Raw genomic sequence first — 21,860 nt, 5'->3', positions numbered from 1 at the left:
CCGACCAAGCACTTGCTTGGTAAACCATCAGGAGGCCTGATGGACGACACCATCCCGGCGGCGGTGGCGCGGGCGGCTCAGCGATTCGGCCCGGCGCCGGCGCTGGTGGAGCCGGGCGCGGGCCGATGGAGTTACACCGAGGTGCTCGCCGAAGCGCGGACTGTGGCAAGGGCGTTCATCGCCTCGGGGATCAGGCCGAAGGATCGGGTGGCGATCTGGGCGCCGAACTCGGCGCAGTGGGTGTTCGCCGCGCTCGGGGCGAGTTTCGCCGGCGCGACGCTGGTCCCGGTCAACACGCGGTACAAGGGGCCCGAGGCCGCCGACGTGATCGGCCGCAGCGGCGCCCGGGCGCTGGTCGTCGCCGGTCCGTTCCTGGGCCGGGACCGGCTGTCCGATCTGGCCGCCGTCGGCGCACCCCGGCCCGATCTGGTGGTGCGGCTGCCGGAGTGGCAGGCGTTCCTGCACCGGGCCCGCGACGCCGATGCCGGCGAGCCGGAAGTCAGCCCGGACGACGTCAGCGACATTCTGTTCACCTCCGGCACCACCGGCCGCAGCAAGGGCGCGATGAGCGCGCACCGGCAGTCCCTCGGCGTGGCCGCGGCGTGGGCCGAGATCGGCGGGCTCGGCCCGGACGACCGCTATCTGATCGCGAACCCGTTCTTCCACAGTTTCGGGTGGAAGGCCGGCATCCTGGCCTGCCTGCTCACCGGCGCGACCGTGGTGCCGCTGCCGGTCCTGGACGTGCGCCGGGCCCTGGAGCTGATCGAGACGGAACGGATCACGGTCCTGCCGGGGCCGCCGACCCTTTATCTCAGCCTGCTCGACCATCCGGAGCGCGGGCGCCACGACCTGTCGTCGCTGCGGCTCGCGGTGACCGGCGCGGCGACCGTGCCGCCCGTGCTGATCGAGCGGATCCGCTCGGAGCTGGGCTTCGCGACGGTGCTGACGGCGTACGGGCTGACCGAGGCGGTGGTCGCGACGATGTGCCGGCCCGGCGACGACGTGCAGACGATCGCGCGGACCAGCGGGCGGGCAGCGGCCGGGTGCGAGGTCCGGGTCTCCGAGGCCACCGGCGAGATCCTGGTGCGGGGGCCGAACGTCATGCTGGGATATCTCGACGACCCGGACGCCACCGCGGACGCGATCGACGCCGACGGCTGGCTGCACACCGGCGACGTGGGCCGGCTCGACGAGCACGGCAACCTGACGATCACCGACCGGATCAAGGACATGTACGTCTGCGGCGGCTTCAACGTCTATCCGGCCGAGGTGGAGCGGGTGCTCGCCGAGCTGGACGGGGTGGCCGAGGCGGCCGTGCTCGGGGTGCCCGACAAGCGGCTCGGCGAGGTGGGCAAGGCCTTCGTCGTGCCCCGTCCCGGCCGCGGCGTCTCGATCATCGAGGTGATCCGGCACTGCCGGGACCGGCTGGCCGGCTACAAGGTGCCGCGCACTGTGGAGCTGCGCCGGCAGCTGCCGCACAACGCCTCCGGCAAGATCGTGAAGCACCTGCTGAAGGACGGGCCGGCGCGGTGAGCGACGTGGTGCTCTACGAGCGGCGTGGCCCGGTCGCACTGGTCACGATGAACCGGCCGCACTACCGCAACGCCCAGAACTCGGCGATGACGTACGCGCTGGACGACGCGTTCACGCGAGCCGTCGACGACCGCCGGGTGGCCGTGATCGTGCTGGCCGGCGCCGGCGATCACTTCTCCGCCGGGCACGACATCGGCACCCCGGAGCGGGACGCCGACGTCTCGTTCCCCCGGCGCGCGGTGCAGTGGTGGGACCACACGCCCGCCGACGGCGCGGACCGCCGGTACGCCCGCGAGCTGGAGGTCTATCTGGGCATGTGCCGGCGCTGGCGGGAGATGCCGAAACCGGCCGTGGCCATGGTGCAGGGCGCGTGCATCGCGGGCGGGCTGATGCTGGCCTGGGTGTGCGACCTGATCGTGGCCGCCGACGACGCGTTCTTCGCCGATCCGGTGGTGCGGATGGGGATCCCGGGCGTGGAGTTCTTCGCCCATCCCTGGGTGCTCGGGCCCCGCTTCGCCAAGGAGGTGCTGTTCACCGGGGAGAGGTTCGGTGCGCGCAGGGCGTACGAGATCGGGATGGTCAATCGGGTCGTGCCCCGCGCCGAGCTGGAGCCGGCGACGCTGGCGCTCGCGGAGAAGGTCGCCGGCATGCCGGCGTTCGGCCTGGCTCTCGCCAAACGCGCGGTGAACCTGTGCGAGGACCAGATGGGGATGCGGCCGGGGATGGACGCGGTGTTCGGCCTGCACCACGTCGCGCACGCGCACAACGCCGAGACCAGCGCGGACCCGCTCGCCGGGATGGACGCCGCCGCCATGAAACGGGCCGCGCAGTGAGCTCGTTCCGCGCCGAGGTGCGGGCCTGGCTCGCCGCCAACGTGCCCGCCGGTCCGCTGCCGCCGGTCGACACCCCGGCGGGCGACGCCGCGCACCGCGCGTGGGAGAGAAACCTGGCCGCCGCCGGGCTCGCGGCGGTGTCGTGGCCGGTCGAGTACGGCGGGCGGGCCGCTCCGCCGCGCCACGCGCTGATCTTCGACGAGGAGTACCACGCGGCCGGCGCCCCGATCAGGATCGGCCAGAACGGGTTGTTCCTGCTCGCGCCGACGCTGCTCACGCACGGCACCGCGGAGCAGTGCGCGCGGATCCTGCCGCCGATGGCCGGCGCCGAGCAGGTCTGGGCGCAGGCCTGGTCGGAGCCGGAGGCGGGCAGCGACCTCGCCGCGATCCGCTCCCGGGCGGTCCGGGTGGACCGCGGCTGGCGGCTCTCCGGGCAGAAGACATGGAGTTCCCGGGCGGTGGTCGCCGACCGGGCGTTCGGGCTGTTCCGCAGTTCCCCGGAGCCGCATCGGGGCTTGACCTATCTGATGGTCGACCTGCGCGCCGACGGGGTGACGGTGCGGCCGATCCGGCAGCTGGACGGCGGCGCCGGGTTCGCCGAGATCTTCCTGGACGAGGTGTTCGTCCCGGACGGCGACGTGATCGGCGCGCCCGGCGACGGGTGGCGGATCGCGATGAGCACCGCCGGCCACGAGCGCGGGCTCACCCTGCGCGGTCCCGGCCGCTTCACCGCGGCCGCCGACCGGCTGGTCGCGCTCTGGATCGAGAACGGTCGTGACCCCGCGCTGCGGGACCGGGTGGCGGACGCGTGGATCGGTGCCCGCGCCTACCGGGCGCAGGCCTGGGCCGCGCTGGAGACACCGGTCCCGCCCAGTGCGACCAAGCTGTTCTGGTCCGAGCTGGACGTCGCGCTGCACGAGACCGCGCTGGACGTGCTCGGGCCGCGGGCAGAGACCGACCCGGCGTGGACGGCCGGTCACCTGTTCGCGCTCGCCGGGCCGATCTACGCGGGCACCAGCGAGATCCAGCGCGGCATCCTGGCGCGCCGGGAACTCGGGCTGCCGCGCGACCAGGACACCCGATGACGTCCGACCAGGCGGCGTTCGCGGCGACCGTCGACGACCTTCTGTCCGGCTCGGATCAGCCGCCGGCGTGGCCGCGGCTGGCCGGGATCGGGGTCGCCGGGCTGCTGGTGCCGCAACGGTGGGGCGGGCTCGGCGGGAGGGTCGACGACCTGGTGGCGGTCGCCGGCGCGTTGGGGCGGCACGTGGTGCCGGGGCCGGTGATCGAGACGATGGCGGCCGTTCCGGTGCTGCTGGCGGGCCTGGGCGACGAGGAACTCGCGGACCGGTGGCTGCCGGGGATGGCGGCCGGCCGGGTGGTGGCGACGATGGCCGCGCCGCCGTGGGTGCCGTACGCCGCCGACGCCGGGACCGCCGACCTGGTGCTGCTGGCCGAGCCGGACGCGGTGTGGACGGGACGGTGTGCGAGGTCGTACCCGTCGATGGATCGCAGCCGCCGCCTGACCGAGATCGATCGCGGCAGAGTCCTGGCCGAGGGCCCGGCGGCGCGGGCCGCGGTCAGCAACGCGATCACCGTGGGGACGCTGGCCTGCGCGGCGCAGTTGCTCGGGGCGGGGCGCGAGCTGCTGCGGACCACCGTTCGGTACGCGCGGGAGCGTACCCAGTTCGGCCGGCCGATCGGCGCGTTCCAGGCGGTGCAGCAGCAGCTCGCCGACGTCGCCGTCGGGCTGGAGTTCGCGCGTCCGCTGCTCGACGCCGCCGCCCGCGCGGGCCAGGAGCGGGACGGCCTGGACTCGACGTGGCCGGAGCAGGACGGCCTGGACCCGACTAGGCCGGAGCGGGACGGCCTGCTCTCGGCGCGGTGGGAGCGGGACGTGTCGGCGGCGAAGGTCGCGTGCGGGGAGGCAGCCGGCCGGGCGGCCCGGGTGGCGCTGCAGGTGCACGGGGCGATCGGCTACACCGAGGAGTACGGGCTGGGCCCCTTCCTGACCAGGGTGTGGGCGCTGCGGAACGCGTGGGGCACGCCGTCGCAGCACCGCGCCCGGGTGCTGGCCGGTCTGGAGGAGGAGCAGTGAACGAACGGGAGGCGCTGCGCGAAGCCGTCCGCGGACTGCTGGCCGGATACGCCACCCGGGCGGCGATCGAGGCGCCCGGCGGCTACGACGCCGGGCTCTGGGCGCGGCTCTGCAACCAGATCGGCGTGGCCGGGCTGGCGGTGCCGCCGGAGCACGGCGGCTCCGGCGGCACCCTGCTGGAGACCCACGTCGTGCTGGAGGAACTGGGCCGTGGGCTGACGCCGGCGCCGATGCTGAGCAGCGTCCTGGCCGGGCAGGCCCTGCTGCGCGCCGGCGCCACCCGCCTGCTGCCGGAGATCTGCGCCGGCGACCGGGTGGTCGCGGTGGCCTTCCCCGACGAGCCGCAGGTGCTCGACGCCTCACCGGCCGGCACCCTTCTCGTCGCCGATCCCGGCGGCACGCTGTGGGAGGCGGAGGCGACGACGGTCACCGGCCGCCCCTCCCTCGACCCGACCCGGCGGCTCAGCACCGTGACCTTCGACCGCGGCGCCGCCCGCCGTCTCGGCGACGGGGTCCGGCCGCACCTGGACGCGGTGGCCTGGGTATCGCTCAGCGCGGAGCAGGTCGGCGCGGCGTCGCGCGCCCTCGAGCTGACGCTCGAGCACGTCAGGACCCGGCATCAGTTCGGCCGGCCGATCGGCAGCTTCCAGGTGCTGCAACACCGGCTCGCCGACGCTCATGTACGCCTGGAGGCCGCCCGATCCGCGTCCTGGACCGCCGCGGAGGCCCTGGTCGCCGGGGCGCCGTCCGCGTACGACCTGGCCTCGGTTGCCCGGGTGTGCTGCTCGGAGGCCTTGCAGGCGGTCGCCGCCGAGATGATGCAGATGCACGGCGGTACGGCCATCACCTGGGAGCACGACGCGCATCTCTACTTCCGGCGGGCGTACGCCTCGGCCGCGCTGTTCGGCTCGCCGGCCCGGCACGTCGAGCGGCTGGCGACGGCGGCGGGGCTCGCCTGACGGCCCGCGCTCGGGGTCGGCCGGTCCCGCTCCGGGGTCAACCGGTCCCGCTCCGTGGATCGACGGCGAGCGAATCGAAGATCCTGCGCATAGCATGTTGCGGTGCTTGTCCCCGACACCGTGCTCAACGGCCGCTACCGGCTCGTCCACCGGATCGCGGCCGGTGGCATGGGCGAGGTGTGGCGTGGCCAGGACCTGCTGCTGCACCGCGAGATCGCGGTCAAGGTGCTGCTGCCCTCGCTGATGGCCGATGACGAGTTCATCACCCGGTTCCGCAGCGAGGCGCGCACGATGGCCGCGCTGCGCCACCCCGGCATCGTCCAGGTCCACGACTACGGCGAGAACACGGTGGTCGGCGACGACCGGTTCGACTTCCTGGTGATGGAGCACATCGACGGCACATCGCTGTCCAAGCGGATCAAACACGCCGGCCGGCTCGGTGCCGCCGAGACCATGACGATCGTGGCGCAGGTGGCCGGCGCGTTGCAGGCCGCGCACGAGGCCGGCATCGTGCACCGCGACGTCAAGCCCAGCAACCTGCTGGTCCGGCCGGGCGGCGCCGTCGTCCTGATCGACTTCGGGGTGGCCCGGTCGGCCGGGCTCACCGGGATCACCAGCACCAACGTCGTGATGGGCTCGGCGCACTACATGGCGCCGGAGCAGGCCGAGGGCCGGCCGGTGTCGCCGGCCACCGACGTGTACGCGCTCGGCGGCGTGGCGTTCGCGTGCCTGGCGGGACGCCCGCCGTACGTGGGCGCGAACCCGCTCGCGGTCCTGGCGCAGCTGGTGCACGGTCCGCCGCCGACGTTGCCGGCCGATGTGCCGCCGGCCGCCGCCGGGGTGGTGCTGCGGGCGCTGGCCAGGGATCCGGCGCAGCGGTTCCCGGACGCGGCCACGATGGCCGTCGCGGCCCAGCAGGCGGCCGATCCGGGCCTCGCGACGCCGGTCTCGCCGGCCGCGATCTCCCCGGCCCCGGCCCCGCCCGCTGCGGCCCCGGCCCCGCCCGCTGCCGCCCCCGCCTCGCCTGGTGCCGCCGAGGGCTCTGCTTCGCCCGCGCCGAGCGATGTCGGAGGTCCCGAGACGGAGCGCCGGAAACGCACCGCCGTGCTCGTCGCCGCGGGCGTCGTAGTGCTGGCGCTGGCCGGGTCCGGCCTGGTCTACGCGTTCCAGCCCAAGGACGGACCGGGAACGGCCCTGCAACCGCCCGCCGCGCAGGACGTGCCGGTCGACGGTCAGCTGCCGGCCGTGCAACCGGGCGGCTCGCCGAGCGACCGGCCGGTGAGTCCGGGCGCGGTCACGCCGGCCCGGTCCCGGGCAGCCGCGGGCGCCCCGCGCAGCAACCGGCCGAGCTCCCCGGCCTCGGCGCCGACGACCCCCGCACCGGGCGCGCCGGCTGCCACCGGTCCCAGCCCGTCCCCCACCGCCACTGCCGGCGGCAGCACCAGCCCGTCACCGGCCGCCGCGACCGGGACGACGAACCCGTACGACGCGGCGCAGGTGTGCGGCACGGGCTACGAGGTGATCGACTCGGCGGTTCTGCGGTCCGGGACCGGTGCCGTGCAGGGCCGGGTCCACCTGCTCTTGCACAGCAGCGGCAAGAACTGCGTGGTCACCCTGAAGACGACAGCGGTCGGGACGGGCACCGCGATGTCGGCCTACCTCCAGGTGGAGGGCAAGAAGAAGCTGAGCGACAGCGGCTCCTTCGACTACTACGCCGGACCGGTCCAGCGCGCGGCGGCCGCGGCCTGCGTGAAGTGGGGCGGCTCGGTCGGGACGGTGGCCTACGACAGCCCCTTCGAGCACTGCGGTTGACCGAGCGCCGCCGCTCCTGCCAGACGGCGCCGAGTGGTCATGGGGTGGCGGTGACCACCGCGCGGGACCGGTCCGCGGCGATCCGCACCGCCATCACGCCGAGCGCGGTTCCCATCAGGTAGCGCTGGGCCCTCAGCCAACCCGGCCGGTCGCCGAGGAACCGGGAGATGGAGCCCGCGGACATGGCGATCAGGCCGTTCACCGTGATCGCGATGGTGATCTGGACCAGGCCGAGCATCAGGCTCTGCGCCGCGACGCTGCCGCGGACCGCGGGCCCTAACCCGCGTCCTCGATGCTGCGCCGGTACGTCGAGTCGGTCAGCACCCGGTCGATGTCCGCGGCGACTGCCTGCGCGATGCTCTGCGAACTCCGCTGCCGCGCCGTCACGGCGTCGATGTTGTCGCCGTTCACCGCCAGGCCGGGGATGTAGTACCAGCCCTCCGGCAGTTCCTCGCCGGATTTGGCGTGCAGCGCCTGCAGCCGGCCGGCCACCGCGCCGGAGACGAAGTGCTCCGGGGAGACCACCACCAGCCCGCCCCCCTTGACCGCGGCGAGCGATCGCGGATCCAGGTCGAACCCGCCGGCCACCCACGTCCCGCCGGTCTCCTTGCGAACGGCGGCCAGGTTCCAGGCGTCGGCGTCACCGGTGCCGAGGAACGCCACCGCGGTCGAGTTGACCTCGACCAGCGCACGCCAGGCCGCCCGGTTGGCGGAGGTGTCCTGCTTGACGTCGAACGGGCCGAGCACCGACACCCCCGGCAGCCGCTCCTTCAGCCGCTCCCGCATCCCCTTGGCCCGGCGGTCCAGCGCGCGGGCGCCCGGGCTGGAGGTGCCGAGCACGACGCGCCCGATGGTGTCCGGCGGCAGCTCCGCGACCACCAGGTCGGCGAGCATGCGGCCCAGCTCGTAGTTGTCGTTGCCGACGTAGAGCCGGACCCCGGCGGCGGCCAGCGGCGGATTGTCCACCGCGATGATCGGGACGCCCCGGTCGACGGCGTCGGCGATCGGCTTGGCGAACAGCTCCGGGTTCAGCGTGAAGACCGAGATGCCGTCGTCGGCGGTCTTCGTCAGCTCCTGGAACATCTGCAGCTGCCGGGATCCGTCGACGACGTCCGGGCCGGTGACCGTGGCGTTCACGCCACCCACCGAGGCCACCCCGGTCTCGAACCCGTCGCCCATCTCCTTGGCGTAGTTCAGCTCCGAGTTCGCGAGCACCAGCGCGATGCCGGGAGTTCCCTCGCTCTTCTCGGCGGTACACCCGCACAGCACGAGCAGTAGGGCGGCCGCGGCGCCGCCGAGCCGATGCCTCATCACCACCTCCGGTCACTTTCAGTATGTAAGCCGGTCACGGAACGGTGTGGCGCATTCCTCAACTCCGGCCTTTTCCGGCCGATGGTCTTCCTGACGGACGTCGGAAGGATCGGGGTACGACATGCGCGGTCGGGCCGTCGGCAGGGCCACCGCCCGGGCCGCCGTGGCCGGTCTGTCCCTCGGTGTCATCGCGCTCGCCGGACTCGCTGTCTACAGCACCTCGGCCAACGCCGAGACGACCCGGTACGTCCGGGCGGTCGGCGCGCAGAGCGGCCAGTGGGGCCAGCTCAACCTCAACGTCAGCATCGAGCACGAGGCGCTCACCGACTATCAGCGGGAGAGCAGCCTGAGCGGGCGCCAGCCGCTGCTGTCCGGGCTGCGCTCGGCCGACGGCAACCTGGCCTGGCTGGCCGAGTACGGCGACGCCACCGACGTGGAGCAGGCGGCCGAGGTCGCCGAGGTGTACACCGACTACACCCAGACGATCCGCGACCTGATCGAGGCCGACATCCTGGCCGACCGGGACCGCGTCGACCTGCTCGCCCAGCAGGCCTCGATGGCGGCGTCCGGGCTGCGCAAGACCGCGACCACCCAGGTCACCCGCAAGCAGCTCGACATGGACCGGTACCTGGCCGACGTGGAGCGGGAGAACGAGAGCCTGCTGGTCGCGTCCGCGATCATCTTCTGCGTCGACCTGGTGCTGCTGGTGGTCTGCGCGTTCGTGCTCCTCGGTTATCAGCGCCGGGTGGAGAACGAGGCGAGCGAGCATGAGCGCCGCTCGCTGCACGACAGCCTCACCGGGCTGGCCAACCGGAGCATGTTCGCCGCCCGCCTCGACCAGACGATCCTCGAAGCCGACCGGCACGAGGAGCCGTTCGGCCTGCTGGTGCTCGACCTCAACCGGTTCAAGGAGGTCAACGACACCCTCGGCCACCACGTCGGTGACCTGCTGCTGCAGGAGGTGGGGCAGCGCCTGTCCGCGGCGGTCCGCGACAGCGACACGGTCGCCCGGCTCGGCGGTGACGAGTTCGCCGTGCTGCTGCCGCAGGTGGCCTCGCCGGAGGCCTGCCTGGAGCTGGTCCAGCGCCTGCTCGACCGGGTGCAGGGGCCGGCCGACCTGGCCGGGCCCGGCGTCGAGATCAGTGCCAGCATCGGCGCCGCGGTCTATCCGGCGCACGCGGCCAACGCGGTCGAGCTGTTCCAGCGGGCCGACGTCGCGATGTACTGCGCGAAACGCAACCGCTCAGGCGCCGTGATGTATCACGTCGGCATCGAGGCGGGCCAGCCCACGCAGCCCGTGCGTGATCTCACCACGCTGGAGCCGGCCCGGGTCACATCCGATCGATCTCGGTGAGGTCGATGTCGATCGCGAACGGCAACGAGAGCCGCACCCGACCGTGGAAGATGCCGGTCAACTCGTACTGCCGGGTGGCCGGCTGCAGGTCAAACGCATGCACGACCGGTTTGCCGTCGACGTTCTCCACCCGCCAGAAGTGCTCGATGCCGGCCTCGGCATAAAGCTGCGGCTTGCGTTTGCGGTCCCGGACCTCCGAGTCGGGCGAGACGACCTCCACCGCGAGCACTACAGCATCCCCCGGGTACCACGTCTGGTCGTGCCCGGTCAGCGCGTCCGCGTGCAACAGGATCACGTCCGGTTCGGGGCGCTGCCGTTCGTCCAGAACGATCGACATCTCGCGCCGGACCCGGTACGGCGTGCCGGGAGTGCAGGCGCGCAGCTCGACCCGGCCGACCCGCCCGACTCATGACTAGCTGTCATGAAGCAATACTATATCCAGTCGGTGTGGCGGGGCCAGGCCAGCAACGTGTCGACGACCTCGGGCGCCTCATGCGGGGAGACCGCGGCCGTCCCCGTGTAGCGGCCCTTGTGGAACAGCAGCGGCCCGGCGTCGCGGCACGCCCCCAGCGCCGTCACCCGGCCCACCACGATGGCGTGGTCACCGCCCGGGTGCACCGCCTCGATCCGGCAGTCCGCCCAGGTCAGCGCGCCCGCCAGGACCGGCGCTCCGGACGGCGCCGGAACCCATCGCACCCCGGCGAACCTGTCCGCGCCGCGCACACCGAACACCCTGGAGACGTCACGCTGGTCGTCGGCGAGGACGTTGACGCAGAAGTGGCCCGCCACGCGGATGCGATGCCACGTCCCGGAGTGGTCCTGGGGGCAGAACAGCACCAGCGGCGGGTCCAGGGACAGCGGGGTGAAGGCCTGACAGGCGAATCCGGCCGGCCCGTCCGCGTCGTGCGTGGTGACGACCGTGACGCCGGTGCAGAAGTGCCCGAACACCCGGCGGAAGCGGCGGATGTTCACCGCGGCCGGACCGTGGTCAATGCCCGCCGCCCGAGAAGCGGTGGCCCCAGACGCTGTGCGCGGTGGTCTGCCGGGCCACCCAGGTCCGGTCGTCCACGGTCAGCCCGCCGGTCCCGTACTCGATGTCGAACCCGCTCGGGGTGCGCACATAGAACGAGACCATCCCGTCGTTGGCGTGCCGGCCCAGCGTGGAGATCATCGGAGCCCGGTGCCGGGCGCAACGGTCGACGGCCCGGCCCACGTCGTCGATGGTCTCGGTCTCCACCATCAGGTGGATCAGCCCGGACGGCGCCGGGATGGGCGCGAGCGCGACGCTGTGGTGGCGCGGCCCGCAGCCGAGGAACCGCATCCACAGCGGCCGGTCGCCGGGCGGCAGCCCGACGTGCTCGGGGACCAGGCGCATCGAGTCGCGCAGCCGGAACCCGAGCACCTCGCCGTAGAACCGCAGCGCGGCCGCGTCGTCGCCGGCCGGCAGCACCACGTGGCCCATGCCCTGCGTGCCGGTGACGAACCGGGTCCCGTACGAGCCGAGCGCGGGCCGGGTGTCGAGGGCCGCGCCGCAGAAGAACTCGAGGTGGTTGCCGAACGGGTCGTCGACGCTGATCATCTGGTCCACCCGGCGGGCCGCCAACTCCTGCTCGCCGGCCACCTTGACGGCCACACCCGCGCCTTCCAGCACGGCGGCGAGCCGGGACAGCGCCCACGGGTCGGCGACCTCCCAGCCGGAGGCGGCGAGGCGGTCGCGGTCGCCGGGCGTCACCACGATCCGGGCCGGCAGGTCGTCCATGCGCAGATAGGCAGCGGACTCCTCGGGACCGCGCCCGGGCGTCATGCCGAGGACCTTGGTCCCGAACTCGCTCCAGGCCGGGACGTCGGTGGCCTCGACCCGCAGATAGCCGAGGGATCGGATCAGACTCACGTGCGGTCACCCCTTGAGGAAGTCGATGGCCAGGCGGTTGAACTCGTCGAACTTCTCCAGGTGCGCCCAGTGCCCGCACCGGCCGAAGACGTGCAGCCGCGCGTTGCGCAGCACCTTCAGCGCGACCAGCGCGCCGTCGAGCGGGTTGACCCGGTCCTCGCGGCCCCAGACCAGCAGGACCTCGTGGCGCAGCCGGTGGGCGTCACGCCACAGCAGCCCTTCCTCGTACGTCTCCGGGTCGGTGAAGGAGGCGCCCATCTCGCGCATGGCGCGCTGGGCGGCCGGGTCGCTCGCCGCCCGGAGGCGTTCGTCGATCAGCTCGTCGGTGATCAGTGCGGGATCGAAGACCAGGGTGCGCAGGAAGGTGGCGAGCCGTTCCCGGCCGGGAGCGGCGCCGAACGCGCCGAGCCGTTTCACCCCTTCGGTGGGGTCGGCGGCGAAGACGTTGAGGCTGAGGCCGCCGGGACCCATCAGCAGCAGGCGACGGGCCCGCTCCGGAAAGAGCAGCGCGAAGCGTACGGCTGTGCCGCCACCCAGCGAGTTGCCCACCAGATCGACCTGCGCGAGGCCCAGCTTGTCCAGCAGCGACGCCAGCGCGTTGGCCGCCTGGGTGAAGTACTGCCCGGCCATCGGCTCACCGAGCGAGCCGCCGTAACCGGGCTGGTCGACCGCCAGCACGTCGAAGTGCGCACCGAAAACCGGGAGGGTACGCCCGAAGTTGCTCATCGCCGACGCCCCCGGCCCGCCGCCGTGCAGCAGCACCACCGGAGAGCCCGACCCGGAGCGATGGAACGACAGCGCCATGTCACACCATCGCGTCGTTGAGCGGCAGCCCGAACTCGCCGCGGCCGAACATGGACAGCGCGCGCTCCGGGTCGTTGATCGCGTGCACCCGCCCGGCGTGGGCGTCGCGCCAGAACCGCTGGATCGGGGTGCCGACGGCGAGGGCCCGGCCCCCGCTGTTCTCGAACAGGCGGTCCACCGCGCGGATCGCCAGCTCGGTGCCGCGGACCTGGTCGCGGCGGACCCGCAGGCGCAGCGGCATGGGCAGTTTCGCACCGGCCGTGGTCAGCTCCATCAGCTCGGTCATGTTGGCCGTCAGCGCGAGCCAGGCCGAGTCCACGTCGGCGGCCGCCTCGGCGACCCGGACCTGCGAGTGCGGGTCCTCGGCGGCCTTCACCCCGACGTAGGAGGCCCGCACCCGTTGCCGGGTGTGGTCGACGTGCGCGCGGTAGGCCCCGGCCGCCATCCCGATGATCGGCGTGGTGATCGCGTAGGAGAACAGCGACGCGTAGGGGATCCGGTAGAGCGGACCGGGGTTCTGCTCCTGCCCCGGGCACAGGCACCGCGCGGTGTCGTTGAAGCTGAGCGACCGGTACGCGGGCACGAAGGCGTCGTCGACCACGATGTCGTTGCTGCCGGTCCCGCGCAGCCCGACGGTGTGCCACACGTCCTCGATCGTGTAGTCGGCGATCGGCAGCAGGAAGGTCCGGAAGTCGGCGGGCGAGCCGTCCTCACCGGGCGGGACGATGCCGCCGAGCAGAACCCAGGTGGCGTGGTCGCAGCCGGACGAGAAGCTCCAGCGGCCGCTCACCCGGAAACCACCCTCGACCGCGGTGATCCGGCCGGTCGGCGCGTACGACGAGGACATCCGGGTGCCCGGGTCGTCCGCCCAGACGTCGCGCTGCGCACGGTCGGGGAAGAGCCCGAGCTGCCAGTTGTGCACGCCGATCACCGAGGCGACCCAGCCGGTGGAGCCGCAGGCCGAGGCGAGGTCGCGGACGCCGGTGAGGAAGGTGAGCGGATGCGCCTCGAGGCCACCGAAGCGGGCCGGCTGGAGCAGGCGGAAGAAGCCGGTCTCCACGAGCGACTTGACGACCTGCGGATCCAGTGCCCGCCGGTCCTCCGTCTCCTGCGCCCGCTCGCGGAGAACAGGTAACAGGTCGTGCACTCCGGCGAGGACCGCGTCCATGGGTTCACTCCAGCGGGTTGGCCTGCAAATCGACGATCCCTATACTAGAACACGTTCTAGCCGAACAGATACGGAGCCGTCATGAGTCTCGGCGAGCAACCACGCACCATCGACACCGGAGCGCCGCCCGCCAGGTTCGCCCGCGGCTGGCACTGCCTGGGGCTGGCCGAGGGTTTCCGCGACGGACGGCCGCACGCCGTCGAGGCCTTCGGCACGAAACTGGTGGTCTTCGCCGACTCCGGCGGCGCGCTGCACGTCCTGGACGGCTACTGCCGGCACATGGGCGGCGACCTGACGATGGGCACGATCAAGGGCGACACCGTCGCCTGCCCGTTCCACGACTGGCGCTGGCGCGGCGACGGTCGCTGCACCGAGGTGCCGTACGCCCATCGTGTCCCGCTGCGGGCCCGCACCCGGGCCTGGACCACCTGCGAGGAGAACCGTCAGCTCTTCGTCTGGAACGATCCGCAGGGCAATCCGCCGCCGCCGGAGGTCGCCATCCCCCGCATCGAGGGCGCCTTCTCCGCCGAGTGGAGCGACTGGACCTGGGACTCGGTGCGCATCGACGGCGCCAACTGCCGCGAGGTCATCGACAACGTGGTCGACATGGCGCACTTCTTCTACATCCACTTCGCCTTCCCGACGTTCTTCAAGAACGTCCTGGAGGGTCACGTGGCGGCACAGTTCCTGCGCACCCGCCCCCGGCCGGACGTGCCGATCACGGTCAGCCAGTCCGGTGACGCCACGCTGCGCTCGGAGGCGGCATATCACGGGCCGTCGTACATGATCGACCGCCTTTACCACAACTGGCACGGCCTCGACGTCGAGTCGGTGCTGATCAACTGCCACTACCCGGTCACGCCGACCTCGTTCGTCCTGCAGTGGGGCGTGATCGTCAAGTCGCTGCCCGGCCTCACCACCGAGCAGGCCGGCAAGGCCGCCGCGAAGTTCGCCAAGGGCGTCGGGGTCGGCTTCCTGCAGGACGTCGAGATCTGGCGGCACAAGACCCGGATCGACAACCCGCTGCTCTGCGCCGAGGACGGCCCGGTCTACCAGCTCCGCCGGTGGTACGAGCAGTTCTACGTGGACGTCGAGGACGTCACCGACGACATGGTGGCCCGCTTCGAGTTCGAGGTCGACACCAGCCGCGCCGTCGCGACCTGGGAGGCCGAGGTCGCGGCGAACCAGGCGCGGACGGCGTCGTGAGCGAACGCCACGACCATCTGGAAGGCGGCCTCGTCGACGTCGGCTGCGGGGTGTGCGGCATCGGGGTCCGGGCCGGCAAGCGGAGCGCCGTGCAGACCAGCGTGCAGTGGTCCGGCCGCGCCTGTGCCCGGCTGGCCGAGGCGGCCGGCGACCGGCCGACCGCGCTGGTGCCGACCTGCCCGCACCTGCGGGATTCCCTGGACCGGGCGGTGCGTGAGGGCCGCCTGGAGGTGGGCTGATGCCGGCGTTGCGGTGGGCGCTGGTCACCGAGGTGATCACGGAGACGCCGGACGCGTGCTCGCTGGTCCTCGACGCCGGCTTCGACTATCTGCCCGGGCAGTACCTGACCGTCCGCACCCCGGTCGGCGCCCGCTGCTATTCGCTCGCCACCTCGCCGTTCACCGACCCGGCGCCGAAGATCACGGTGAAACGCGTCCGGGACGGCGCGGTGTCGAACTGGCTCTGCGACCACGTCCGGCCCGGTGACCGGCTCGAGTTCGCCGGCCCGGCCGGCACCTTCACCCCGAGGTCGCTCGACGACGACCTGCTGCTGCTGGCGGGCGGCTCGGGCATCACCCCGATCATGGGAATCATCAAGGCCGTCCGGGGTCGCGGGCTCGGCGATCTTTCGTTGCTGTACGCCAATCGCGATCCCGCCTCGGTCATCTTCCGCCGGGAGCTGGAGGGTCTGGTGCCCGTCACGCACTGGCTCGACAGTGAACGGGGCGTGCCGACGGCGGGGGGCCTCGCGGCTGTGCTCCGGTCGTACCCCCGAGATCGTGAGGTTTTCGTCTGTGGCCCGGAAGCGTTCGTCGCGGTCGCGGAGAAGGCGTTGCAACTGGCCGGCGTCGCGGCCGGCCGGATCCGGATCGAACGGTACGAGCTCGGCCGGGAAGCCGGCGTCGCGACGGCGAGCGACGGGGAGCCCGGCGCCCCGGCGCGGGAAGGCCCGGAGACGGTGGCCGAGGTCGCGATCGACGGGCAGACGCACGTCCTGCCGTGGCCGGCCGGCAAGCGCCTGCTCGACGTGATCATCGAGGCCGGGCTGAACCCGCCGTTCTCCTGCCGGCAGGGGCAGTGCGGAGCGTGCACGGTGCGCATGGTCGAGGGCGAGGTCGACCTGGTGAACAACGAGATCCTCGAGGAGGAGGACTTCGCCGAGGGCTACATCCTGGCGTGCCAGGCCGTCCCGCGCAGCGACCGGGTGGCGGTCACCTACTACTGAGCTGCGTTCCGGGCGGCCAAACTATAACCTGTTCCAGTGACGGGTGTGGATGAGGAAGTTGACGTCGTGGTGGTCGGCAGCGGCGGCGCGGGCATGACGGCGGCGCTGACCGCGGCGCGGCACGGACTGACCGCGGTGGTGGTGGAGAAGGCCGCGGCCTACGGCGGCTCGACCGCGCGGTCCGGTGGAGGCCTGTGGATCCCCGGCAACGAGGTGCTCGGCGACGGGGCGGACGACGGAACCTACCTGGCGTACGTCGCCGGGCCCGATGTTCCGCTGGCGCTGCGGCAGGCGTTCCTGAAGCACGGGCCGCCGATGCTGGCGTTCGTCCGCGCGCACACCCCGCTCGACTTCGCCCGGGTGCCCGGCTATCCGGACTATCACCCGGAAGCCCCCGGCGGGCTGGCCGCAGGCCGCACCATCGAGCCGGAACCCCTGGACACGCGGGCGGTCGGCGCGGACCTGGAGACGCTGGCGGCGCCCTATCAAGCCGCGCCGGACGGCATGGTGATCACCGCGGTGGACTACCGGTGGCTGTCCCTCGGCGTCCGGCACCCCCGGTCGATCCTGACCGGCCTGCGCCTCGGCTGGGGCGCGGCGGTGAACCGGGCGCGCGGCCGGCGGCTGCTGACCATGGGGCAGGCCCTGGCGGCCGGCCTGCGGGCCGGGCTGCGCGCCGCCGGGGTGCCGGTGCTGCTGGCGACCCCCCTCACCGACCTGCTCGTCGAACACGACCGCGTGGTGGGCATCCGCTGCGGCGACCGGACGATCCGGGCCCGGCGCGGGGTGCTGCTCGCCAGCGGCGGGTTCGAACACAACGAGCGGATGCGGCGGCAGCACCAGCAGATCGGCACCGACTGGACGGTGGGCGCGACCGGCAACACCGGCGACGGCATCGAGGCCGGCCGGCGGCTCGGCGCGGCGACAGACCTGATGGACGAGGCCTGGTGGGGGCCGACCCTGCCGCTCACCGGCGGTGCGTACTTCTGCCTCGCCGAACGCAACCTGCCGGGCAGCCTGATCGTGGACGGCGCCGGGCGGCGATTCATGAACGAGGCCGCGCCGTACGTCCAGGCCGTGCACGCCATGCTGGGCCGCGACGGGACCGGGCCGCACCTGCCGGCGTGGCTGATCATCGACCAGACCTACCGGAACCGCTACCTGTTCGCCGGCCGGGCGCCGCGCTCGGCCCTGCCCCGCCGGTGGTTCGAGGCGGGGGTGGCGCACCGGGCCGGCTCCCTGGACCAGCTGGCGAAAAGCATCGGGGTGCCGGCCGGCGCCCTGACCGCGTCGGTGGACCGGTTCAACGGGTTCGCGGCGCGGGGCAGCGATGAGGACTTCGGTCGTGGCGATTCGGCCTATGACCGTTACTACGGTGATCCGCGGCAGCGGCCGAACCCGTGCCTGGGGGGTCTGTCGAGACCGCCGTTCTATGCGTTCTCGCTGGTGCCGGGGGATCTGGGGACCAAAGGCGGGCTGCGTACCGACGAATGTGCTCGGGTGCTGCGGGCGGATGGGTCGGTGATCGGGGGGCTTTATGCGGCGGGTAACAGCGGTACGGCTGTGATGGGTCGGGGTTATGCGGGGGCGGGCGCGACTCTCGGGCCGGCGATGACGTTCGGGTATCTGGCCGCCATGGCCATGGCCGAGGCTGTCCTGCCTCGTGGCGGCGGCCTGCCGGCCTGAGCCGGCAACCACGCATGATCCCGGGAGACCAGCCGCTCAGCCACCCCACTCCCCCACGTCGTCCAGATCATCGAGCTGCTCGTAACCCTCCAGCACGGCCCGGGCATCAGCCTCGGTGTACCCATGCCCCAACCCCTCGGTGAACGCCTCGACAGCCACCGGCCGCACGAACCTCTCCAGGATGCCGCTGCTCTGCACCCGCACCTCCGCCGAACCACCACCCTCGGTCCGCTGGGCCCGCACGGTCATCCAGCGCTGCGCGTCATCACCAACCACGAGCGCCCCTTCGGTGAACACATCCCCGGCCGCGCCGAGGGAGACCGAGCAGCTCACCACCTGCGAGCCGACAGGAAGCGCGGTCAACCGGAACGGCACCGCGCATCGGCGGGCGCCGTCGAACCGGACCCGCTCGGCGGTGGCGACGGCCTGCGCCTGCCCGGCGGCGTAGGTCTCCAGGCGCGCCCACACACCGTCGACCGGCTGCCAGCGTACGAACCACAAATCGTCGCCGGGGTCGTTCGGCTCGGACCAGGCGTCGCCGTCGCGGCCGCCGACCCGCACCGTAACCTCGCGCTTGACGAACTCCGGGGACGAGGTCGAGGTCAGTGCCTGTTTGATCGATGCGAGCCGGTCCTGGTCCGTGGTGAGCAGCAGGCGGCCCTGCCCGGCCGGTCCCCGGTATTCCACGCTTTCGATCCCGGAGCCGGACGTCCAGCTGGCGTGCGCCGCGCCGGCGACCAGGGCGTCCGCGGTGAAGTGCAGGGTCCACGGGTCGGCGCCGACCAGGTCGGGGCGGGCCGCGCCACCGGGTTCTCCGGGTGCCGCCGGTATCAGCACGCCGGCCGGCCGGGGCGTCTCCGGAGTCGCCGGAGGCATCAGGAAGACGGCGGCGACGGCGGCGGAGACCGCGGCGGCACCCAGCCCGAGCAGCCCGCGGCGGCGGATCACGCGGCGGCGGCCCTGGCGGCGGGCGCGTTCCACGACGGGGGCGGGGTCGATCTCGCCGCCGGCGCGGGCCCGCAGCGTCGCGGTGAGCCGCTGGTCTAGGTCGGACATCAGCGCACCTTCTCTGCTGCGGAGTTCACGGCGCGGAGGGCGTCCAGGGCACGCTTGGCGTGGGTCCGGACGGTGCCGGCCGAACAGTCCAGGATCTGGGCGATCGCCGCGTCGTCGAGGTCCTCGTAATAGCGCAGCACGATCACGGTGCGCTGTTTCGGCGGCAGGGCGCGGACCTGGCGCCACAGTTCGTCGCGCTCGGCCAGTTCGGCGGCGGCGTCGCCCGGGCCGGGCCGGTCGGCCACCACGGCGACCGCCGTCTCGGTGTTGCTGAGCCGGCGCCACCAGGAGTGGTGTGCGTTGACCAGCATTCGGCGCACGTACAGGTCGGGCCGGTCGGCGCGGGCGATGCGGCCCCACCCGGCGTACGCCCGGGCCAGCACGTCCTGCACCAGGTCCTCGGCCCGGTACTCGTCGCCGCAGAGCAGCCGCGCGAGCCGGATCAGGGCCGGCCCGCGGGCGTACGCGTACTCCTCGAACGTCACAACGGTGAGACGCGGTGAGCACCCTGATCCGTAGACAGGGCGGTCATCACCATCGCGACGAGCTGATCGGCGTATGCCTCGGTCAGTGGCCCGTTGCGCAGCAGCCACCGGTGGTAGAGCGGCCCGAAGAGCAGCTCGACGGCCAGGTCGAGGTCGGCGTCCGGGCGCACCTGGCCGGCCGCCTGCCCGGCGCGCAACCGGTCGCGCACCGCGTCGAGCTGGGGTTTCAGCAGTTGATCGCGGACCCGCGCACCGAGTGCCTCGTCGCCCAGGGTCTCGATGGTGATCGCCCGGGTGGTGGCGGACAGTTTCGGGTCGGCGAACTCGGCGACCGTGGCCCGCAGCACCAGGCGCAGGTCGGCGTGCACGTCACCGGTGTCCGGCAGGGCCAGGTCGGTCACCGCCGAGTCGACGAGGGCCTCCAGGATCACCTCGCCCTTGCCCCGCCACCAGCGGTAGATCGTCTGTTTGCCGACGCCGGCCCGGGCCGCGATCGCCTCGACGGTCAGGTCGCTGTAGCCGGTCGCGGGCAGCAGCTCGAGGGCGGCAGTGAGGATCGCGCGCCGGGAACGCTCGTTACGTCGGGGTGCTGTCACGAGGCAGATCCTAACGCGAGACGTGACGTCTCGTCTCGTGCTATGGTTCGGCGGATCGAGACGAGACGTTGCGTCTCGTCAGTCGCCAGGAGAGGACTCCCCGTGCCGCACATCGCCATGGTCAGCATCCCGTTCCACGGGCACGTCAACCCGAGCCTGGAGATCCTGCGCACCCTCGTCGCGCGGGGTCACCGGGTCACCTACGCCAACGACCCCTCGTTCGCCGAGCCGATCCGGGCGGCCGGCGCCGAGCTGAAGCCGTACGCCACGAGCCTGCCCACCGCAGACGAGCACGGCGGCGACACGATCGACCAGCTGACGCTCTTCCTGGACGACGCGATCGCCATGCTCCCGCAGGTGGAGGCCGCCTACGCCGACGACCGCCCGGACCTGTTCCTCTACGACATCGCCGGCTCCCCGGCCCGGATCCTCGGCGAACGGTGGGGTATCCCGGCGATACAGCTCTCCCCCACGTTCGTCGCCTGGGACGGCTTCGAGGAGGAGATGGCCCCGATGATCGACGCGATGCGCGCCGACCCGCGGGGCGCCGGCTACTACCGCCGGTTCACCGCCTGGCTGGCCGATGCCGGCTCGAGCGTCACCGACGGCCCCGCTTTCATGGGCCGGCCGGACCGCGGCCTGGTGCTGATCCCGAAGGCGCTGCAGCCGAACGCCGGCCGGGTCGACCCGGCCGTCTTCGACTTCGTCGGCCCGGTCCTCGGCGACCGGTCGGCGCAGGGCGGCTGGCGCCGACCGGAGACGGCCGAGAAGGTGCTGCTGGTCTCGCTCGGCTCGGCGTTCACCAAGCGTCCCGACTTCTATCTGCGCTGCGTCGAGGCGTTCGGCGCGCTGCCCGGCTGGCACACCGTGCTGCAGGTCGGCAGCCACGTCGACCCGGCCGAGCTGGGCCAGGTGCCGCCGAGCGTCGAGGTGCACCAGTGGGTGCCGCAGCTCGCGGTTCTGGAGCAGGCGGACGTCTTCCTCACCCACGCCGGCATGGGCGGCAGCAGCGAGGGCCTCTGGTGCGGGACGCCGATGATCGCCGCGCCGCAGGCCGCCGACCAGTTCGCCAACGCCGACCAGCTGGCCGCGCTCGGCGTCGCGCAGGTGGTCGACTCGGCCACGGTCACCGCCGAGGAGCTGCGCAAGGCGGTGCTGCACCTGACCACCGACGCGGGGGTGGCGGCCCGGTGCGCGCGGATCAAGGCCGAGGTGCGGGCCGACGGCGGTGCCGTCCGGGCCGCCGAGCTGATCGAGGCAGCGCTGCGGTGATCAGGCCGGGCCGCAGGTCTCGTCCGGCTCCTGCGAACGCCCGGCCTGCGCGAACGCGCCGGCGGCGTACGTGTAGCGGTAGGTGTAGACCACCTCGGGGCAGGCGGCGTCACTCGTCTCGTCGACGCCGTTCGCCTTGATCAGCACAGCGCCGTCGGTGTACTCCACGGAGTCGACGAACGGCTTGTCGGCCCCGACGTCGCTGAGCAGGGTGCCGAGCCGCTGCGGCCGGGCGGCGGAGGACGTGCCGTCGAAGACCTCGACCCGGGACGGCCCGTAATCGGTGTTGCCCTCGCAGGCGCGGGCCACCACGGCGTCGGGTGTCCCGTCCGCGGTCACGTCGGCCATCGCCACGTCCTGGACGACGACCAGTTCACCGGACCCGCAGGGCTCCACCAGCTTGTCCCAGGCGGCCTTCGCCCCGGCAGAGGCGACCGACGTGACGGCGGCGGCCGGGGACCCGGACGGGGCCGGGATGGTGGGATCCGCGGTGCAGCCCGCGAGCGTGAGCAGCGGGAGGGCGGCGAACAGGATGCGGCGGTTCGGCAAGACAGATCCTCAACAGCGTCGG

23 protein-coding genes are annotated in these 21,860 nt (G+C 73.0%); 12 read left to right on the top strand and 11 right to left on the bottom strand.

From position 1 onward, the window contains the following. Positions 1 to 39: 39 nt before the first annotated feature. The 6 genes from AC0NH5_RS05830 to AC0NH5_RS05805 all read left to right on the top strand — a co-directional run bounded on the left by AC0NH5_RS05830 (position 40) and on the right by AC0NH5_RS05805 (position 7,235). Positions 40 to 1,533 (top strand): FadD3 family acyl-CoA ligase, encoded by a 1,494-nt coding sequence (locus AC0NH5_RS05830; protein ID WP_474400738.1) that lies wholly within the window; start codon positions 40 to 42, stop codon positions 1,531 to 1,533. Next, a complete protein-coding gene (locus tag AC0NH5_RS05825; protein ID WP_474400737.1) occupies positions 1,530 to 2,366 on the top strand; it encodes an enoyl-CoA hydratase in 837 nt (278 codons plus the stop codon). Before AC0NH5_RS05830 ends, AC0NH5_RS05825 begins: the two co-directional genes overlap by 4 nt. Next, positions 2,363 to 3,451, top strand: a complete 1,089-nt coding sequence (locus tag AC0NH5_RS05820) for an acyl-CoA dehydrogenase family protein (protein ID WP_474400735.1) — start codon at positions 2,363 to 2,365, stop codon at positions 3,449 to 3,451. The genes AC0NH5_RS05825 and AC0NH5_RS05820 overlap by 4 nt, the downstream gene beginning before the upstream one ends. Continuing rightward, positions 3,448 to 4,464, top strand: a complete 1,017-nt coding sequence (locus tag AC0NH5_RS05815) for an acyl-CoA dehydrogenase family protein (RefSeq protein WP_474400734.1) — start codon at positions 3,448 to 3,450, stop codon at positions 4,462 to 4,464. The genes AC0NH5_RS05820 and AC0NH5_RS05815 overlap by 4 nt, the downstream gene beginning before the upstream one ends. Further along, positions 4,461 to 5,423, top strand: coding sequence for an acyl-CoA dehydrogenase family protein (locus AC0NH5_RS05810; protein WP_474400732.1), 963 nt, complete (start codon positions 4,461 to 4,463; stop codon positions 5,421 to 5,423). Before AC0NH5_RS05815 ends, AC0NH5_RS05810 begins: the two co-directional genes overlap by 4 nt. A 102-nt stretch (positions 5,424 to 5,525) precedes the next feature. Continuing rightward, positions 5,526 to 7,235, top strand: coding sequence for a serine/threonine-protein kinase (locus AC0NH5_RS05805; RefSeq protein ID WP_474400730.1), 1,710 nt, complete (start codon positions 5,526 to 5,528; stop codon positions 7,233 to 7,235). Between the two features lie 37 nt (positions 7,236 to 7,272). Here the strand turns inward: AC0NH5_RS05805 and AC0NH5_RS05800 are convergent, their stop codons facing one another. Together AC0NH5_RS05800 and AC0NH5_RS05795 are read right to left on the bottom strand one after the other, a co-directional pair. Continuing rightward, entirely contained in the window at positions 7,273 to 7,473 is a 201-nt protein-coding gene (locus AC0NH5_RS05800) for a hypothetical protein (RefSeq protein ID WP_474400729.1), read from the bottom strand. Between the two features lie 38 nt (positions 7,474 to 7,511). Next, positions 7,512 to 8,546: a sugar ABC transporter substrate-binding protein gene (locus AC0NH5_RS05795; protein WP_474400727.1), complete on the bottom strand. Its 1,035-nt coding sequence runs from the start codon at positions 8,544 to 8,546 to the stop codon at positions 7,512 to 7,514. 121 nt (positions 8,547 to 8,667) lie between these two features. Between AC0NH5_RS05795 and AC0NH5_RS05790 the strand changes: the two genes are divergently transcribed. Continuing rightward, positions 8,668 to 9,900, top strand: coding sequence for a diguanylate cyclase domain-containing protein (locus AC0NH5_RS05790; RefSeq protein ID WP_474400725.1), 1,233 nt, complete (start codon positions 8,668 to 8,670; stop codon positions 9,898 to 9,900). Here the strand turns inward: AC0NH5_RS05790 and AC0NH5_RS05785 are convergent. The 5 genes from AC0NH5_RS05785 to hsaA all read right to left on the bottom strand — a co-directional run bounded on the left by AC0NH5_RS05785 (position 9,878) and on the right by hsaA (position 13,763). After that, positions 9,878 to 10,237 carry a Uma2 family endonuclease gene (locus tag AC0NH5_RS05785; RefSeq protein ID WP_474400723.1) on the bottom strand — a complete coding sequence of 120 codons (360 nt, stop codon included), beginning with the start codon at positions 10,235 to 10,237 and terminating at the stop codon, positions 9,878 to 9,880. The two genes, AC0NH5_RS05790 and AC0NH5_RS05785, sit on opposite strands and share 23 nt — an antisense overlap. Before the next feature lie 95 nt (positions 10,238 to 10,332). Continuing rightward, complete coding sequence (hsaB, locus tag AC0NH5_RS05780; RefSeq protein ID WP_474400722.1) at positions 10,333 to 10,872, bottom strand: 3-hydroxy-9,10-secoandrosta-1,3,5(10)-triene-9,17-dione monooxygenase reductase subunit; 540 nt, start codon at positions 10,870 to 10,872, stop codon at positions 10,333 to 10,335. A 16-nt stretch (positions 10,873 to 10,888) separates the two neighbouring features. Then, positions 10,889 to 11,791 carry an iron-dependent extradiol dioxygenase HsaC gene (gene hsaC / locus AC0NH5_RS05775; protein WP_474400720.1) on the bottom strand — a complete coding sequence of 301 codons (903 nt, stop codon included), beginning with the start codon at positions 11,789 to 11,791 and terminating at the stop codon, positions 10,889 to 10,891. 6 nt (positions 11,792 to 11,797) lie between these two features. Continuing rightward, positions 11,798 to 12,595, bottom strand: a complete 798-nt coding sequence (hsaD, locus tag AC0NH5_RS05770) for a 4,5:9,10-diseco-3-hydroxy-5,9,17-trioxoandrosta-1(10),2-diene-4-oate hydrolase (RefSeq protein ID WP_474400719.1) — start codon at positions 12,593 to 12,595, stop codon at positions 11,798 to 11,800. Position 12,596: 1 nt separating this feature from the next. Next, entirely contained in the window at positions 12,597 to 13,763 is a 1,167-nt protein-coding gene (gene hsaA / locus AC0NH5_RS05765) for a 3-hydroxy-9,10-secoandrosta-1,3,5(10)-triene-9,17-dione monooxygenase oxygenase subunit (RefSeq protein ID WP_474400717.1), read from the bottom strand. A gap of 81 nt (positions 13,764 to 13,844) precedes the next feature. Between hsaA and AC0NH5_RS05760 the strand changes: the two genes are divergently transcribed. The 4 genes from AC0NH5_RS05760 to kstD are packed head-to-tail and all read left to right on the top strand — an operon-like array spanning position 13,845 to position 17,880. Further along, positions 13,845 to 14,969, top strand: a complete 1,125-nt coding sequence (locus AC0NH5_RS05760) for a 3-ketosteroid-9-alpha-monooxygenase, oxygenase component (RefSeq protein ID WP_474400715.1) — start codon at positions 13,845 to 13,847, stop codon at positions 14,967 to 14,969. Continuing rightward, the gene (locus AC0NH5_RS05755; protein ID WP_474400713.1) at positions 14,966 to 15,208 is read left to right on the top strand and encodes a hypothetical protein; all 243 of its coding nucleotides are present in this window, start codon (positions 14,966 to 14,968) and stop codon (positions 15,206 to 15,208) included. The genes AC0NH5_RS05760 and AC0NH5_RS05755 overlap by 4 nt, the downstream gene beginning before the upstream one ends. Next, positions 15,208 to 16,194, top strand: coding sequence for a 2Fe-2S iron-sulfur cluster-binding protein (locus AC0NH5_RS05750; protein ID WP_474400712.1), 987 nt, complete (start codon positions 15,208 to 15,210; stop codon positions 16,192 to 16,194). Before AC0NH5_RS05755 ends, AC0NH5_RS05750 begins: the two co-directional genes overlap by 1 nt. 36 nt (positions 16,195 to 16,230) lie before the next feature. Beyond that, on the top strand, positions 16,231 to 17,880 hold the full coding sequence (kstD, locus tag AC0NH5_RS05745; RefSeq protein WP_474400711.1) for a 3-oxosteroid 1-dehydrogenase: 1,650 nt from the start codon (positions 16,231 to 16,233) through the stop codon (positions 17,878 to 17,880). A gap of 36 nt (positions 17,881 to 17,916) precedes the next feature. On the opposite strand, the gene AC0NH5_RS05740 is transcribed toward kstD, so the two are convergent. Genes AC0NH5_RS05740 through AC0NH5_RS05730 form a run of 3 tightly spaced genes read right to left on the bottom strand, consistent with a single transcriptional unit; the run spans position 17,917 to position 20,017 of the window. Then, positions 17,917 to 18,936 carry a hypothetical protein gene (locus AC0NH5_RS05740; protein ID WP_474400710.1) on the bottom strand — a complete coding sequence of 340 codons (1,020 nt, stop codon included), beginning with the start codon at positions 18,934 to 18,936 and terminating at the stop codon, positions 17,917 to 17,919. Beyond that, positions 18,936 to 19,421 (bottom strand): SigE family RNA polymerase sigma factor, encoded by a 486-nt coding sequence (locus AC0NH5_RS05735; protein ID WP_474400708.1) that lies wholly within the window; start codon positions 19,419 to 19,421, stop codon positions 18,936 to 18,938. The genes AC0NH5_RS05740 and AC0NH5_RS05735 overlap by 1 nt, the downstream gene beginning before the upstream one ends. Continuing rightward, positions 19,418 to 20,017 (bottom strand): TetR/AcrR family transcriptional regulator, encoded by a 600-nt coding sequence (locus AC0NH5_RS05730; RefSeq protein ID WP_474400707.1) that lies wholly within the window; start codon positions 20,015 to 20,017, stop codon positions 19,418 to 19,420. The genes AC0NH5_RS05735 and AC0NH5_RS05730 overlap by 4 nt, the downstream gene beginning before the upstream one ends. A gap of 117 nt (positions 20,018 to 20,134) precedes the next feature. Between AC0NH5_RS05730 and AC0NH5_RS05725 the strand changes: the two genes are divergently transcribed. Beyond that, positions 20,135 to 21,289 (top strand): macrolide family glycosyltransferase, encoded by a 1,155-nt coding sequence (locus tag AC0NH5_RS05725; RefSeq protein WP_474401375.1) that lies wholly within the window; start codon positions 20,135 to 20,137, stop codon positions 21,287 to 21,289. Here the strand turns inward: AC0NH5_RS05725 and AC0NH5_RS05720 are convergent, their stop codons facing one another. Further along, positions 21,290 to 21,838 carry a hypothetical protein gene (locus tag AC0NH5_RS05720; protein ID WP_474400705.1) on the bottom strand — a complete coding sequence of 183 codons (549 nt, stop codon included), beginning with the start codon at positions 21,836 to 21,838 and terminating at the stop codon, positions 21,290 to 21,292. Positions 21,839 to 21,860 lie beyond the last annotated feature (22 nt).

The organism is Actinoplanes sp. 13 (genome assembly GCF_056134165.1).
This window is presented reverse-complemented; position numbering and strand designations above follow the sequence as displayed.

What these genes read in the sequence shown, in the direction of transcription:
- AC0NH5_RS05800 (WP_474400729.1), bottom strand. Translation starts at nt 7,473, where the DNA reads ATGCTCGGCCTGGTCCAGATCACCATCGCGATCACGGTGAACGGCCTG.
- AC0NH5_RS05785 (WP_474400723.1), bottom strand. Translation starts at nt 10,237, where the DNA reads ATGTCGATCGTTCTGGACGAACGGCAGCGCCCCGAACCGGACGTGATC.
- AC0NH5_RS05725 (WP_474401375.1), top strand. Translation starts at nt 20,135, where the DNA reads ATGGTCAGCATCCCGTTCCACGGGCACGTCAACCCGAGCCTGGAGATC.
- AC0NH5_RS05750 (WP_474400712.1), top strand. Translation starts at nt 15,208, where the DNA reads ATGCCGGCGTTGCGGTGGGCGCTGGTCACCGAGGTGATCACGGAGACG.
- AC0NH5_RS05760 (WP_474400715.1), top strand. Translation starts at nt 13,845, where the DNA reads ATGAGTCTCGGCGAGCAACCACGCACCATCGACACCGGAGCGCCGCCC.
- AC0NH5_RS05740 (WP_474400710.1), bottom strand. Translation starts at nt 18,936, where the DNA reads ATGTCCGACCTAGACCAGCGGCTCACCGCGACGCTGCGGGCCCGCGCC.
- AC0NH5_RS05830 (WP_474400738.1), top strand. Translation starts at nt 40, where the DNA reads ATGGACGACACCATCCCGGCGGCGGTGGCGCGGGCGGCTCAGCGATTC.
- AC0NH5_RS05790 (WP_474400725.1), top strand. Translation starts at nt 8,668, where the DNA reads ATGCGCGGTCGGGCCGTCGGCAGGGCCACCGCCCGGGCCGCCGTGGCC.
- AC0NH5_RS05795 (WP_474400727.1), bottom strand. Translation starts at nt 8,546, where the DNA reads ATGAGGCATCGGCTCGGCGGCGCCGCGGCCGCCCTACTGCTCGTGCTG.
- hsaD (WP_474400719.1), bottom strand. Translation starts at nt 12,595, where the DNA reads ATGGCGCTGTCGTTCCATCGCTCCGGGTCGGGCTCTCCGGTGGTGCTG.
- AC0NH5_RS05815 (WP_474400734.1), top strand. Translation starts at nt 3,448, where the DNA reads ATGACGTCCGACCAGGCGGCGTTCGCGGCGACCGTCGACGACCTTCTG.
- hsaA (WP_474400717.1), bottom strand. Translation starts at nt 13,763, where the DNA reads ATGGACGCGGTCCTCGCCGGAGTGCACGACCTGTTACCTGTTCTCCGC.